The sequence below is a fragment of the Pseudoalteromonas sp. MMG012 genome, from assembly GCF_018100875.1.
GTDB lineage: Bacteria > Pseudomonadota > Gammaproteobacteria > Enterobacterales > Alteromonadaceae > Pseudoalteromonas > Pseudoalteromonas aurantia.
Map to the genome: position 1 here is coordinate 13830 of NZ_JAGJEF010000066.1, position 15092 is coordinate 28921.

Genomic DNA, 15092 nt, shown 5'->3' on the forward strand with positions numbered 1-15092 from the left:
TTCCTAAAGTTGTTGCTTAAACGGCCGATAGTCTACGTGGATTCACTTAAAAAGTCAGGTATATGCCAATGAATATTTCTGGAAATAACCTTCCTGCGATGTCTGGAGCAGGTCCTAGTGGCGAAGTTTACAGCGCTTCTATGGCCAAAAAGCAACAGCAAGCAGATGGTAAAGCTGCCCTTGCTTTGATTGAAGCCGCAGGGTCAAGTGCTAGCGCACAAAGCCCCGCAAAATCAACCACAGCAACGTTGGGTAATAACATTAATACATATGTGTAAACGATGAAGTTACTGTAGCTGTAAATCAATCGGTGTCTTACTTGTTTTGCCACCGATTTCTCTCACAAGCTTAGGCATTAGAAATCCGGGTAATTCTTCGAGCATACTCGCCATTATCTCTCGCGCATGGGCTTGCTCAATATCAAAATGGCTGGCACCTTCAACTTTATCTAATACATGTAGATAGTACGGTAAAATATGCGCTTCAAATAATCGTTCACTTAATGTGACTTGTATGTCACTTGAGTCATTTATACCTTTTAGTAATACAGCTTGGTTTAATAAAGTGACGTTTGCGGCTTTGAGCATTGTCATCGCGTCGATAAAGTCATCGTCAATTTCATTCGCGTGATTAATATGGTTAACGAAGATCACTTTTAAGGGGCTAGCAGTGAGGCGTGTACAAAGCTGAGATGTTATTCGACTCGGTATTACCACGGGTAACCGACTGTGAATTCGGATGCGTTTTAATTGGGGAAGTTGTTCCAGCTCATTTAATAGCCAATCAATTGTGTCATCTTTCGCCATAAGCGGATCACCACCACTGAGAATCACTTCATTTATTTCCGGGTGTGCTTTGAGGTAATCAATGCAGTCGAGCAGGGTTCGCTTATTGAGCTGATTCTCTTGGTAAGGGAAATGCCGTCTGAAACAATAGCGACAATTTACAGCACAACCCGTTTTTAACATCAGTAAAAGACGAGAGCGATACTTGTGCAACAATCCTGGTTGGGCACTTTGTTGCTCCTCTAAAGGATCTTTATTAAAACCAGCTTTGGTTAAAAACTCCTTATGTAGAGGCATCACTTGTAGCAATAGGGGATCACTAGGATCACCATAGCGCATCTTTTTGATAAAGGGTAAAGGCACTCGAACTGGAAATAAGGACCTAGCTTCCAAGTCATTTGCATTAAAATGCGCCTCTAAACCCAGCATTTTTACTAGTGATTTAGGGTTTGTGACCACATTTGCCAATTCTTTTTGCCAGTTGCTCTGCAAATTTACTTCATTTGTTTGTATCATTAGCAAGTTTACTTACTCGAAAAAGACAGTTAGAGGATACGATGGCGAATTATAGCACCAACGAGTTCAAGGGCGGCTTAAAAATTATGTTAGATGGTGAACCATGTGCCATCTTAGAAAATGAAATGGTTAAACCAGGCAAAGGTCAGGCGTTTAACCGTGTTAAGATCCGTAAATTGATCTCTGGTAAGGTATTAGAAAAAACCTTTAAATCTGGTGATTCAGTGGAAGGTGCTGATGTGATGGATACAGAATTAGCTTATCTATATACAGATGGTGAGTTTTGGCACTTCATGAACAACGACACATTTGAACAAATTGCTGCGGATGAAAAAGCCGTTGGTGAGAATGTAAAGTGGCTCGTAGAAAATGATGTATGTACCATTACATTGTGGAATGGCAGCCCAATTGCAGTCACTCCCCCCAATTTTGTTGAACTAGAAATTACAGAAACAGACCCAGGTCTAAAAGGTGACACTGCCGGAACGGGTGGCAAGCCAGCGACACTTTCTACAGGTGCCGTAGTACGAGTGCCTTTGTTTGTGCAAATTGGTGAAGTCATTAAAGTTGATACGCGTACTAATGAATATCAAGGTCGTGTTAAGTAATACACGATATTAATGATAAAAATCCTAGCTTTGGCTGGGATTTTTTATGCACGTAAATAAAGGAAACACCATGTCTGATAATATGTGGGCCCCGAGTTGTGAAATTCAAACACTGCAGGAACGAGCCAAAATACTCGGAAAAATTCGTGCGTTTTTTAACGTACGATCCGTGATGGAGGTTGAAACGCCAAGCTTGTGTGCTGCCAGCGTAACCGATGTTCATTTGGCGACTTTTACCACGGAGTTTGTTGGGCCGGGAAATAGCACCGGATTACCTCTGTATTTACAAACATCTCCTGAGTTTGCTATGAAACGGTTGCTTGCCGCAGGCAGTGGAGCTATTTATCAAATAGGCAAAGCATTTCGCAATGAGGAGTCGGGTAAACACCATAATCCTGAGTTTACGATGTTGGAGTGGTATCGCCCAGACTTCGACGAGTTTGCTTTGATGGCAGAGATCAATGATCTGATGATACACATTCTTAATTGTCAGCCATGTACGTCGATTTCTTACCAACAAGTGTTTTTGGATATTATAGGTATAGACCCATTATCGGTGAACTTAGATGAGTTGAAATCGATAGCAGTAAAGTATGGTTATGCTGATATAGCTGATACCGAAACGAATTTAGATACTCTATTACAGCTACTGTTTTGCATGGAGATAGAGCCCAATATAGGTCAAATAGCTCCTTGCTTTGTGTATCACTTTCCTGCGTCGCAAGCCGCATTGGCGCAGTTATGTACTAAGGATCCTAGGGTCGCCGGGCGTTTTGAACTTTACTATCAGGGAATGGAACTGGCGAATGGTTTTAATGAACTTACGGATGCAACAGAGCAAACGGCCCGTTTTGAACAAGACAATAAATTAAGAAATGAAATGGGGTTAACACCTGTTGATATTGATAAACGCTTTTTGGCAGCATTAACACATGGACTACCGCGATGCTCTGGGGTGGCATTGGGTATTGATAGGTTAGTCATGCTGGCAACGAAGAAAGCATCAATTAAAGAAGTCATCGCATTTGATATAGCGCGTGCTTAGCGCGATATCAAATGCTATACAAAGCGTTCTAATTCATTTTGCGTTGCTTCAGTACGTAATTGTGCTTGTTGGCACTGCGTGACTGCATCATCTATTTGTGCCTTTGATTGTTGGCCTAGCTCAACAATTTTCTGCACGGTGTGATGAGTGCGATTTTGTGTTGCTTCCAGTTGGTGTACCGCACTAACAATATCTTCTAATTGTGCCTGATTCCGTTCAAATTCACGGCTCATATCAGTAAAGCCTTGAGACGTTTTACTGATCGCTTGCTCAGCTCCCTGAGAGTGGTTGATCAGTTGCTCCGACTCTTGGTTTGTTTCCCCTACTAGAGTATTCATTTGATTGATGAAGTCACTAATTTGCCGAGTCGCTTCATTTACTTTAACTGATAATGTTCTCACTTCGTCGGCAACTACGGCAAACCCTCGTCCAGCTTCGCCGGCACGCGCTGCTTCAATAGCAGCATTTAGGGCTAATAAATTAGTCTGATCTGAAAACTCTTCAACCATTTTTAAAATGCTACGAATGTTCTCACTATTTTCTTTTAACCCTGAGACCGTTGTAGAAAATTTACCGAGTAACGTGGTAATTTGCTTTACTTCACCGACCAGTGCGGCCAGTGAATTTGACGATGTTTTTACGAATTTTAAACTTTCAGTATTCGCCTGATAAACCTGATCTGTATTTCCAACAATACTTTGTAGGCTATGGGTCACCTGATCGCTGGCAGCAATAATGGAGTCACTGTTCTGTATTTGTTGGGCACCAAATTTGGCAGTGTGTTCCATTGAATGTGTGACATCTTGATTACTGCTCGCTGCGGTTTGAGCACTTTCGTATGTAGTGGCAAGTAATTGGCTCAAGTTATGGGTGAAGGTATTGTATTGCTCGCTCAGCTCTCTAAATTCATCATAGGTAAAGTGCGGTAATTTTGCATTGAGGTTACCCTCTTGACGGTTTATTTGTTGAAGTGTGTCTCGCATGGCTCGTACAGGACGAACGATTAAAAACCGCATATAGAATAAGGTGAAAATAAAGCCCACAACAGCACCAAATGCCATTATCCAAAACCAGTTTAATGCTTGGTCATTATCATTGATTTCATGGTACAACCAAAACAAAGTGAGGATCTGAAAAGAAAAGACGAAACTGAGGTTGCCAAATATCTTGCGAGATAAAGTAAAGAAAAAAGATTGTTCGATTTGATTATATATACTCATATATATACTCATATATAGACTCATTTTAGGCTCATTTTAGGCTCTTCACTGTGCCATTTTCTTTTATTATAGAACAGTGTGGATTATTTATTCATTGAACGCGCTAAAATCATTTTCGCATAACAAGGATAATTACTGAAAATACCGTCGACACCGAGATGGAGCATATCTTCGATATCTTGTTGCTTATCGACAGTATACACATAGACTTTTAGACCTCTTTGTTTTGCATCGTGAACAAACTCATGATTAATAAAGTTTTTATCAATATGAATACTATAGGCATTTAACTGTTGAGCAAATTGTGCATACTGTAATGGGATTGAAGCTGTCAGTGCTCCAATTTTAACCCAAGGCAGCTGCCGCTTTAACCACAATAATTGATGATGGTCAAAGGAGGATATGAGAAGTTGGGAACGTGTTAATGTGCCATCGCTAATGTTACGCTCAATGCATGATACAAATTTGTTTAGCTCAAAGGTATGTTTGAGTTCTAAATTGATAATTGTTCTGGTGCTTATGGTGCTGAGTACTTGCTGTAAACTTGGGACTGCTTCACCCATACCTGCGTCATATGATTGAATTGTTTCGAGCGAAGTTGTATTCACCTTCCCCTGACCTGAAGTGGTTCTATCTAACCAAGTGTCATGAATAACGGCGTAATTATCTTGGCAACTTTGTACATCTAATTCGATACCATCAACATTGGCTTGTAAAGCAGCCTCAATTGCACATAGAGTATTTTCTGGGTAATTGCCACTGGCACCGCGATGAGCAAAAATATGCATTATACTTTTTTCCTTGTAACAGACCAAGTTTCAAAAAAAGCAGTGCTAACAACAAGTAAGCCACCAATTAAAGTTGCAACACTGGGAGTTTCTAGTAATAGAATAAAGGCCAAAAGCGTTGCATACAAGGGCTGTAAACAAGAAATCAACCCAGCGGTTGTTGCAGACAAATGGCGTAAACTACTAGAAAAAAGAGCGTGCGGTAGTGCCGTAAAGACTACGCCCGCTAATAAAACTAAATATAAGTCGATTTGTTCGAGTTCGACTGGGGGCACACTCACAAAAGCGCATAACATGACGCTGGCGACCAGCGTTTGATATAGCATAGTTTGTGGGCCACCATAATGAGAAAAATAGCGTTTTTGTAGTAAGTTCCGCAGTGAAAATAGTGCGCCTGAACTGACGCCTGTTACGATACCTAATGTAATCTGGTTCCCTAAACTGGCTTCTGGTACGAGCAGGTAAATACCACTTAATACGACAATGGCACACACAATATCTTTTTTCAGAATTTGTTTCTTGGTAAACAGGGGTTCTAAAAAGACGGTGATTACAGGGTAGGTAAAAAAGGCAATAATGCCAATGGTTATTCCCGCCATTTGCATACCTGCAAAATAGGTGAGCCAATGCAGGCCAACAACTACACCCAACAAGATGGCGACGAGATAATCCTGGTTGTTTTCAAGCTTAATGCGTTTACGTTGTACGATTAATAAGGCTGTGAGGGCTATAAAAGCAACAGCGGTTCGGTATACAGTGATATCGAGTGCGGATAGGTTAATTAATTTTGAAAATAATGCCGTACCACCAAATAAAAGTACTGCTGTGTGCAAATAAAGTAGGGATGTTTGTTCTGGGCGCATAACCAGTCTGTCTATTTTTGTTTAGATTATTACGAACTAGGTGACCATTGTCACTAAACGTTTTATGTTATTTTTGATATGTTACTGACTCTTTGAATCTTAATAAAAAGTTGGGTTATGGAACCTGTCCTCCCTGTAGATAAAATGACACTTGCAGATCCGAGTAAGTTTTTTCGTAATCTTGGCCCGTTGATATTTTCATTGTTTTACTTTTTACCAATAATAGGCCAGTGGAGTGAGATAGGTTGGCAAAATTTACTTGCGCAATTGCTTATATATATAGGTTTTGTTGCCCTATATTGTGCAGGTCTACATACACCAGGAACTAAGGTTACGCCCATTCTTATACTGATGTTGCTACTGACGAGTTGTGGCACGCTTGTTACATCAGGAACGAGCACTTTGTTTGGTTATATAGCGCCGCTGTGTGGTTTTAATTACCGGCGTCCGTATAATTTCTTGATGTTGGGGGTGCTATTTCTCTTTATTTTTTTCAGTAGTGAGTTTTTAATAACCACTGAGCCATTTTATTTTTGGGCACCTTCGGCTCTCATTGCTGTTGGTTTATTTAGTTTTGGATTAATGGAGCATCGGGAGCGCGTCCATCGACTATTACACCAAAAAAATCAGCAAAAATTAGAGCAATTGGCAGCGATTGCAGAACGGGAAAGGATCGCGCGAGATTTACATGACACGTTAGGCCATTCTTTATCTAGCATTGCACTTAAAGCTGAGTTAGCAAGTAAGTTGTGCCATGCGGGGTTGCAAGAAAAAGCCAGCGATGAATCTCAACAAGTAGCGACTTTGGCGCGTGCGCTACTCAGTGATGTACGAGAAGCGGTATCTGGATTAAAGCAAGTTGGTTTATACGCGCAGTTGAATTTGCTAGAGCAGCGTTTGAAAGAGGCACAATTTAACGTGGTTCAGCAAGTGGAGTCGGTAACTATGGGGGCAGAGCAGGAGAGTGCTTTATGCTTTATCGCCAAAGAATTGGTGACAAACATACTGCGCCATAGTAATGCAAGAGAAGTAAATTTAAAATTAACTCAGCAAAACACAGTGCAACTATGCATAAGTGATGATGGTAAAGTTGAATCTTTCACCCACGGGAATGGGCTTTCCGGGTTAATTGAACGAGCACAACAAGCCGGGGCTATTGTGGACATTAATATTGAACAAGGGTTCACTGTGAAGGTAGAGTTTTCAGGAGCTGTGGCATGATTAGAGTGATGGTAGTTGAAGATCAAGCTCTTGTACGCGGAGCGATCAGTGCATTGCTGAGCTTAGATCGTGATATTGAAGTAGTTGCAGAAGCGGCTGATGGGCTCGAAGCTATCAAGCATTTATCTGTTGTGACTCCTGATATTGTATTAACCGATATTGAAATGCCAAATATGACAGGGTTAGAATTACTAGAGTATATTCAAAAAAAGGAAGAGCAGTGTCATACGGTCATTATGACGACCTTTTCTCGTTCTGGCTATATTCGAAGGTCCATGGACAGTGGTGCAAGAGGATTTGTGTTAAAAGAAGCGCCAAGTGAGTATTTAATTAGCACTTTAAAAAAAGTCATATGCGGCCAGAGGGTCATAGATCCTGAATTGGCACTCACCGCTTTGGATGAAAAAGATCCGTTATCAAGTAAAGAAAGAAAAGCATTACGTTTGGCAAGCGAAGGGTATAAAACAGCAGAAATAGCCAATACGTTGTTTTTGAGTGAAGGCACAGTCAGAAACTATTTATCAGACGCGATCGCTAAACTCAATGCAACGAATCGCATTGATGCTGCTCGAATAGCGCAGCAAAAAGGTTGGTTATAGGGAAAGTTGTTGCTAATTTGTACGGTTTGGTTTTGGGAATGTTAATTTAAAAGCGACCTTTTTATTAAAATACCTTTTTATTGGTATGTTTTTTGATAGTATACTCATCCTTAATTCTTAACTATTAAGTGCTAGATGTTAGAACCAAAATTACTTTTACCAGTATTAGCACTCACAACTTCGGTTTGTGGGGTGTTTATGTTATTGAATTGGTTAATTCATCGCACGATTGCAGGCACCAAACAGTGGATGCTATTTGTAACCAGCGTTGCGATAGCTTGCATATTGATTTCTCAACCACAATTAACAGACTTTTGGCGTATTTTTGTTGCTAATCACCTGATATTGCTAGGGTTAGTTTTTTTGACTCTTGGAACTGAACGGTTTTTTCAAATAAAATCAAAATATTGGCCGTGGGTATTATTGTCGTTAATTCACCTCGCTGGATATATTTGGTTCACTTTTATTGATCCAAACTTCATAGTGAGAGTGTGTTTAAATTATTTGGTTTGGGCATTGTCGCTCGGGTTATGTATTCATGCTCTTTTTCAAAGTAAAGTCAGCGAGCTCACGGAAGCAACTATTGCACGGTGGACATTTTTACTAGCATGTATCGGCATGCTAGTTATTTTTACGTTACGTTTATTGATGCTGGATGGATATCAGCCATCAGATAGCTTACAGACCAATAATTTTGGTAATCAGCTCTTTACCATAACAGTGATTGCAATCCCTTTATTACTCTGCTTTTCTCTGAGTTTATTATGTAGTAGTCGACGTGCCGAGCAGGTAGAACAGACAAAACAAGCGGCTGAAAAAGCATCTATGCTAAAAGGGCGCTATTTGACCTTACTTAGCCATGAATTAAGAACACCACTCAATGCCATTGTGGGTCATGCTGAAATGCTTAAAAGCGTACCTAGAGAACCCCTTAAGCACGCCCAGTTATGCGATATTATCACTGGAGCTGCAATGTCATTATCAGATTTGGCTAATCAAGTGCTGTTACAAGCAAAAGGTGAAACCAAACCTCATGAGCTCACGATTGTTGATATTCAACAAGTATCACAAGAAATTATTGATTTATTATCACCTTTAGCGAAAGAAAAGCACTTATCCGTCGCGTTAGATACAAGCGCATTGTCTGTAAAGAGTTATTTAGCAGATAAGGAATCATTGACGCTTATTTTGAAAAATTTACTCTCAAATGCAATTAAGTATACGGTTGAGGGGGGCGTTACTGTCACCGTTAAGTCTGAACAAGTAGGAAGTAACCATCACAGTGTGCAATTCTTTGTGTCAGATACGGGGGTTGGTTTAAACGATGATGATTTAGTTAATATTTTTGAGCCTTTTGTGACGGTGTCGACAGAGCAAACGGTTGCACAAGGGGCTGGGCTAGGTTTGTCCCTATGTAAGCAATTAGTTGAAAATATGAATGGAGAGCTGCGGGTTCGTAGTCAAGTAGGGTGTGGTACCGAGTTCTTTTTTGAATTGTTACTGGAGCGAATTTATCCCACCATTAATATTGGCGTAACAGAGCGTTATACTAACCATCAAAATGGTCTGCTGGCTTGTAATATCTTGGTTGTTGAAGACAATTTATTAAATAGAGAAGTGCTTAAACATTATTTAACGGAATTAGGCGCACACTTTGTATTTGCTCATAATTTAGCACAGGCAAGTAAAAAAGTTGTTCAGCAGCCGTTCGATATTATTCTTCTAGATATGCACTTACCAGATGGTCATGGTTTATCCTGGTTTATTGATGAGTTTAGCTTGATGAATTTATCAGTGTCGCCCACTGTGATTGCACTCACTGGAGATGCTGATGAACAGGCTCAGCAAGCTTATCTTGAACATGGCATTACGTATTGTATTAGTAAGCCCGTATCGCAAAGTACTTTATCTGCTGTGTTAGAACAAGTTTGTGCAGCTCAAAGTACTGAAGTGCTGGATAGCGCACTAGTTGATGAAGATGTATTACGTCAATTAAGCACATCGTTGGACGTCAAGTTTTTAAGTACCAAATTACAGTACTTACCAGACACCTTTGATTATGAGTTTGCTCAATTACAAGGCTTGGCGGATATCAAAGCGAACGATATATTGAATGATAAATTAATACACGTAGGGCAAGAGAGCAAAGAGCTTGGCATGATAGCACTTAGTCAAGAGTTAAAGTTGGCCAGTGAGTTATTGCAACGAGGAGAAAAAATTGACTGGCAAGCATTGCATAGTTTCGCTAAAGAAAGCATTGTTGCGCTTCAGGCAGTACACTCTAAAGTTGTAGCCTAAAAAATACAAACACGTCTTAAGTAGGGCTTTTATTCTAAAGCCTTATTCTTTTCTTACTAATATCCATAAAAACGCAAAATTACACTGGATTACAGTACCTATAATCAATAAAATCTACGCCGTTTTTCGTACTTTAAATTGAAACACACAAATGTGTTCAAAATATGTAGTATCTAGGGGTAGTTAACTTGAAGAGATTGTTTTGTGCATTGTGGTTGATACTTGTCAGTGTTCAGGTATTTGCTGTGGATTTGCAAATATCTACCTTTATTGACCTAGATACTAAGGTACCACGCGGCGCACAAATACGTTATCAAGTTGACTTTGAAAATGTCGAGCAAGATGTCGCTAACAATATCCAACTGATTTTTCCTATTCCAGTCACCACTTCTTTTGTTTCGAGTGACAACGCTGTCTGTAAGTTTAATGCAGCTCAAAGTCGTCTTGAGTGTAATTGGGTCAGTATTGACGGCACTGATGTGCTTGATAAGCGAAAACGCGTTCAATTTACGATAAAAACCAGTAAAGATACCGCACAAACCATTGCGTCCGAGGTGTCAGTTTCGGCATCGAATGAGGATGCGAGTAAACTACAAAATAACGCAGAAACTCAGAATACCTCTATTGTGGCGGGCACCGACCTACAGATTGTATCGTTACGCTCAGAGCCTCAACAAGTCTATATTAATGAAACCTATACCTATACCCTAAACATTACTAACAATGGCCCAGATGAGGCAACGAATGTTGCCGTAAAGCATGTGCTTCCCAGTTATGCAACTTGGGTTGAAGCGTCGGTGAGCAATAGTAATGGTTGGTCATGTAGCGGCTCACAAACTTTAACCTGTAGCTTAAATAAGCTTGCAGTGAGTGCATCACAATCGTTGGTGATCAAAGCAAAGTTATCTCAGTTGGGCAGCGGTACGGTAACAGCGACATCCAGTGTAAGCAGTGCAACGGCAGAAATTAATAGCGCGGATAATCAAGCCAGTGTAAGCAATCAAGTTAAAGAACATGCAGATGTGGCAGTAGAGCTTAAAGCGTTAAAAAGCAATGGCACACCTTCTTACTGGGGGCCTCTTTCGTTAACGCCAAATGAAGCGCACCAATATCAAATTGTGGCGAAGAATAATGGACCAAACACGGTTTCTTCTGCGCGATTTGTTTTAACACTCGCCGCAGGAATCAGTGATGTCGCAGTGGCACAAGCCAGTGGTTGGAGTTGCTCGGTTAATATGGCTGGGGCGCAACCTAAAATCACATGTGATAAAACGGCGGTTGCCTCAGGAGTGAGCGATACGCTTAAAGTTACCGCCAAAGCACCAAATACCGAGGCAACGTACACAAATAATGCGTTGTTATCGGCGAATCTCACAGATCGCAATCAATCGAATAATACCGCCAGTGCACAAATCAAAATTGTCAAAAGCACTGTCGCGAAGATGACCTTGACTAAGTCTATTAGCGCAGCAAAATCAGCATATTATGCTCATGACACCCTCACTTTTTTATTAACTGCACGCAATGCTTCAGCACAAACTTTGACGGTAAAAACACTGACTGACGCCTTGCCTGATAGTGTCGATTTTGTCAGTTACTCTTCAACGGCTTTTATGTGTAGTTATCAAGTTGCAGGCAGTCAGGTTGTGTGTACGCCAAACACAGCGCAGTTAGCAGCTAATAATACAATAAGCGCCACAATTGTGGCCAAGGTAAAGGCCTCGGTCTCTAATGCCAATGTTACTAATCGCGCCAATATTGTCTTTGATTCAAACGACAGTAGTAATGAGTCGGTGGCAGCCTCTGCTGTGTTTAAAACGGTTGGTGCACAACCGGCACTGAGCGTAACCAAGTCGAGTAATTTGCAATGGGACAATAAAAATTACATGGGGAAACGCTTTGAATTTAAGATCAAAATAACGAATTCAGGTGGTGCGAAGGCGGTTGGTGTTGAAGTTTCCGATACATTACTTAATGGTTATAAAGCAGAATCAGTTACCGTTATAAAAAGTAATAATAGCGATAGTTGGACGTGTCCAAAGCAAGGTCCTGATGAGGTGAAATGTACGGGTGATATCAGTGTTAGTGCAAATGCTGAAGTGGTGATCACTGCTCGTAGCCCTTATGAGAATAAACGACCTCGAAATGTTGCAGTGGTAAAGCATGGCTCATTGGCAACGGATTTAACCGCTACTTACGAAGGTTGGGGCTATGGATCTGTTAACCCTATGCAGCTCTCTGTCACTAAGCATAAATTTGCATCGACGACAAAAAATACCGCTTTGGTTAGTCGAGGTGAGAATATTAGTAGTGAAATCAAAATCTTCAATATGACAGATCATCTAACGCAAGGAACTTTAAAAGTTGTGGATGAGCTAGATAGTGGAGAACACTTCGTTGAAACTGGGGATTATGGACCAAATTGGCATTGTAGCCTTCCAAATAAAATGGCCAAAACACCAGTAACTTGCCTATATCAAAAATTTGTTTCCGGCAGTTGGCAGGGGATCCCAGTCAATAGGGTAAGTCCACCATCCGTGCTAACCATTACCACTAATGCGAAACAGTTAGGGGATTTAAAGAATACCGCAACCGTGACGGATCACAATGGATTACCGGGTAGTGCTAAGCAGTCAGCAACAATTCGCTCAGCGGTGTCTGCAGATTTAAAAGTCACTAAAACTGCCAATCTGAGTCAATTATCAGCGATGCAAAATGAGCTAAGTTATCAAATTGTGGTTGAGAATGTCAGTGGCGACACCATCACAGGTGATGGGCTCAGTGCGTTATTAATTAAAGATACTTTTGCGGGTACATTTAAAGCAAAAAAAGGCAATGTTGAAACCGGTATTCGCTTTGCAGCGAGTGCTAATAGCCAGCTTGGCGCAACATTTAGCTGTGCAAGAAGTGATGCTGGTCAGTACCAAGATACCGCAAGCACCATAACTTGTCGGCTAGGTAATAGCCAACAGTTTAAAGTCGGCGACAAGTTAATTTTAACCATGCATGTGAGTCGACCCGTCGTTACGGTCAATGGCAATTTAAACAACCTCGTTGAGGTCAGTTCTTCAACCCATGTCGATACGGATACCAGTAATAATAAAAGCAATGCATCTGTTTCGGTTGTGCCGAAATTTGATGTAGGTATTACACTCGGCTCGTATGCTACCGCTCCTATTTTAAGTGGCGATGAGGCTTTGTTAACGCTTGAAGTATCGAATATGAGTGCCACGACAGCAACTGACGTAGTGCTAAAGCATACCATTACGCCGCCATCTGGGAGAACGTTTCAATTTATAAGTAGTGTATTCTCGCGGGCAGGACAAGCGAACATATGTAGCTTTAATGCCAGTAATGTACTGAGTTGCCCGATAGGCACTTTGAGTGGGAATGAAGTTCAAACAGTCACGCTTAAGCTGCGACCAAAAAGTTATCATGACAGAAAAAGTTGGATATTAGCCAGCACTTCTAACATTACGGCTGCCAATATTGGTAATGATATAAATAAGGATAACAACACCCAGTTAAGTTCATTACAAGTTAATGTGCGAAACGCAAACTTAAAAATTGAAAATAATGATGTTACGGATCCTGTGGCATGGTATCCGGTTCCTCGTGCGTTTCCGAGTTCATTAGATAATGTGCTCGTGTACAAAGTTGATCTTGAATATTTGTTTGATAATACCGGCGATTTATCGGTTGCCAGTGGTGTAGGCTACGATTTTACCATGACACCATCAGGTGCGGATAAACAGCTTCAGTTTTTATGTGATGGGAGCGCAAAAACGGGGTGTACTGCGGCACAAGCGCGATGTAATAGTATCAATACAGTGATTTCCTCTGCACACACCATTACCTGTAAAGGACCTGAAAACTCAGGGAATGATTTGGCTGAGTTTGAATTACGCGAAAATAGATATGGCTCTGAGGATAATATTTATACGCGATATCTGTATTTTAAAGTGTTATCGAGGCCAAAAACAACCGGTGAAGTGAGTGCGACCACAGCGCGTATTTTCTCTAATGAAAATGACCCAATCACTGCAAATAATAGTGAGGCTGAGCAAACTTCTATTCGAGTTGCAGTTGATTTATCTTTAATAAAACGGGCCTCACTGAGCAAAGTTGCTGTGGGCAGCGTTTTTAATTACTTTCTCGATGTAGGAAATGCGGGTCCTGGTGATGCCGCAGATAATATCATTTATGATTATTTAAGCCATGACCTTGAATTGGCTGGCACTCCTTCAATTGCTGGTGGACGTTGTGTGACCGACCAAGCGATTAAATCAGGCGAATCGAGCGCGAAAACCCGGGTGAGGTGCACTGTCGATACAATCGCAAAAGGGCAATCTTTAACAGCGACCATTCCCGTTAAACTAATATCAGTGCCTGCCGGTAACACTCTATACAACGATGCATGGATTGAAACCAAAGGGTTTGATGTTAACTCTAGCAATAATCGAGATGACCTAACACTTCCATTGAGTAAAGGAAATATTTCTGGGCAGGTATTCTTCGACGCAAATAATGATGGCGTATTACAAGCGGCAACAGACTCGGGGATTTCAGGCATCACTATTGAATTAAGTGGTACCGAGAGCTCAGGTAAAAACATTGGCCCGTTGTTAAAAAGTACCGGCACTAGCGGCGAATTTGTTTTTGAAGATTTATCAGCAGGCACTTATCAATTAAAACAGTCTAAGCAAAGTCAATTATCGGGTTATCAAGATGGGTTTGATAGTCGCAATAACAGCATTATATCTGGAAGCAACAACAGTGATGTGATCAGTAATATCACGCTTACTGCAAATCAATCATCGTCTGGAAATTTATTTGCTGAAACGTCACTTGCAGGTGACGCAAGTGTTGAAGGCGTAGTGTTTGTCGATGGCAATCAAAATGGCGTGAAGGAAAGTAAAGATCTGGCGATCACCAACTTGGCTGTTACGCTGAGCGGTAAAGATGAATTTGGCAACGCTGTGTCACTGACCACTAATACTGACAGTAATGGTGCCTTTAGTTTTACCGCGCTTCGCCAACCGGATGCAGACGGGTATGTGGTGACGCGCGCAGACACTCCAAGTTATGAAGACGGCCAAGATTACCTTGATGGCATAAAGAATACCCATGCGGGTAAAAACGCAGTGAG

At 41.1% G+C, this 15092-nt stretch carries 11 protein-coding genes; 7 read left to right on the top strand and 4 right to left on the bottom strand.

Features of this window, described 5'->3' with window-relative positions:
- Nucleotides 1-68: 68 nt before the first annotated feature.
- Nucleotides 69-278: a hypothetical protein gene (locus J8L97_RS17975; RefSeq protein ID WP_210996781.1), complete on the top strand. Its 210-nt coding sequence runs from the start codon at nt 69-71 to the stop codon at nt 276-278.
- Nucleotides 279-287: 9 nt separating this feature from the next.
- Here the strand turns inward: J8L97_RS17975 and epmB are convergent, their stop codons facing one another.
- On the bottom strand, nt 288-1301 hold the full coding sequence (gene epmB, locus J8L97_RS17980; RefSeq protein WP_211051915.1) for an EF-P beta-lysylation protein EpmB: 1014 nt from the start codon (nt 1299-1301) through the stop codon (nt 288-290).
- 41 nt (nt 1302-1342) lie between these two features.
- Here epmB and efp point away from each other — a divergent pair, with 41 nt between their 5' ends.
- A complete protein-coding gene (efp, locus tag J8L97_RS17985; RefSeq protein ID WP_192505934.1) occupies nt 1343-1909 on the top strand; it encodes an elongation factor P in 567 nt (188 codons plus the stop codon).
- A gap of 70 nt (nt 1910-1979) precedes the next feature.
- A complete protein-coding gene (epmA, locus tag J8L97_RS17990; RefSeq protein WP_211051916.1) occupies nt 1980-2954 on the top strand; it encodes an elongation factor P--(R)-beta-lysine ligase in 975 nt (324 codons plus the stop codon).
- A 14-nt stretch (nt 2955-2968) separates the two neighbouring features.
- Here the strand turns inward: epmA and J8L97_RS17995 are convergent, their stop codons facing one another.
- From J8L97_RS17995 to J8L97_RS18005, 3 genes are all read right to left on the bottom strand, one after another.
- Nucleotides 2969-4174 carry a methyl-accepting chemotaxis protein gene (locus J8L97_RS17995; RefSeq protein ID WP_247688722.1) on the bottom strand — a complete coding sequence of 402 codons (1206 nt, stop codon included), beginning with the start codon at nt 4172-4174 and terminating at the stop codon, nt 2969-2971.
- A gap of 83 nt (nt 4175-4257) precedes the next feature.
- Nucleotides 4258-4962, bottom strand: coding sequence for a glycerophosphodiester phosphodiesterase family protein (locus J8L97_RS18000; RefSeq protein WP_211051918.1), 705 nt, complete (start codon nt 4960-4962; stop codon nt 4258-4260).
- Complete coding sequence (locus J8L97_RS18005) at nt 4962-5825, bottom strand: DMT family transporter (RefSeq protein WP_211051919.1); 864 nt, start codon at nt 5823-5825, stop codon at nt 4962-4964. The genes J8L97_RS18000 and J8L97_RS18005 overlap by 1 nt, the downstream gene beginning before the upstream one ends.
- A gap of 117 nt (nt 5826-5942) precedes the next feature.
- On the opposite strand from J8L97_RS18005, the gene J8L97_RS18010 reads away from it, so the two are divergent.
- The 4 genes from J8L97_RS18010 to J8L97_RS18025 all read left to right on the top strand — a co-directional run.
- Nucleotides 5943-7046, top strand: coding sequence for a sensor histidine kinase (locus J8L97_RS18010; RefSeq protein WP_211051921.1), 1104 nt, complete (start codon nt 5943-5945; stop codon nt 7044-7046).
- Nucleotides 7043-7645, top strand: a complete 603-nt coding sequence (locus J8L97_RS18015; RefSeq protein WP_192505928.1) for a DNA-binding response regulator — start codon at nt 7043-7045, stop codon at nt 7643-7645. Before J8L97_RS18010 ends, J8L97_RS18015 begins: the two co-directional genes overlap by 4 nt.
- 135 nt (nt 7646-7780) lie before the next feature.
- On the top strand, nt 7781-9943 hold the full coding sequence (locus tag J8L97_RS18020; RefSeq protein ID WP_211051923.1) for an ATP-binding protein: 2163 nt from the start codon (nt 7781-7783) through the stop codon (nt 9941-9943).
- Between the two features lie 188 nt (nt 9944-10131).
- Nucleotides 10132-15092: SdrD B-like domain-containing protein (locus J8L97_RS18025; protein WP_211051924.1), on the top strand; the 4961-nt coding region annotated here is incomplete at its 3' end.

Bases quoted from the DNA above. Each gene is read 5' to 3' on its own strand.
- J8L97_RS18010 (WP_211051921.1), top strand. From the start codon at position 5,943: ATGGAACCTGTCCTCCCTGTAGATAAAATGACACTTGCAGATCCGAGT.
- J8L97_RS18020 (WP_211051923.1), top strand. From the start codon at position 7,781: ATGTTAGAACCAAAATTACTTTTACCAGTATTAGCACTCACAACTTCG.
- J8L97_RS18000 (WP_211051918.1), bottom strand. From the start codon at position 4,962: ATGCATATTTTTGCTCATCGCGGTGCCAGTGGCAATTACCCAGAAAAT.
- J8L97_RS18015 (WP_192505928.1), top strand. From the start codon at position 7,043: ATGATTAGAGTGATGGTAGTTGAAGATCAAGCTCTTGTACGCGGAGCG.
- epmB (WP_211051915.1), bottom strand. From the start codon at position 1,301: ATGATACAAACAAATGAAGTAAATTTGCAGAGCAACTGGCAAAAAGAA.
- J8L97_RS17975 (WP_210996781.1), top strand. From the start codon at position 69: ATGAATATTTCTGGAAATAACCTTCCTGCGATGTCTGGAGCAGGTCCT.
- J8L97_RS17995 (WP_247688722.1), bottom strand. From the start codon at position 4,174: ATGAGTATATATAATCAAATCGAACAATCTTTTTTCTTTACTTTATCT.
- epmA (WP_211051916.1), top strand. From the start codon at position 1,980: ATGTCTGATAATATGTGGGCCCCGAGTTGTGAAATTCAAACACTGCAG.
- efp (WP_192505934.1), top strand. From the start codon at position 1,343: ATGGCGAATTATAGCACCAACGAGTTCAAGGGCGGCTTAAAAATTATG.
- J8L97_RS18005 (WP_211051919.1), bottom strand. From the start codon at position 5,825: ATGCGCCCAGAACAAACATCCCTACTTTATTTGCACACAGCAGTACTT.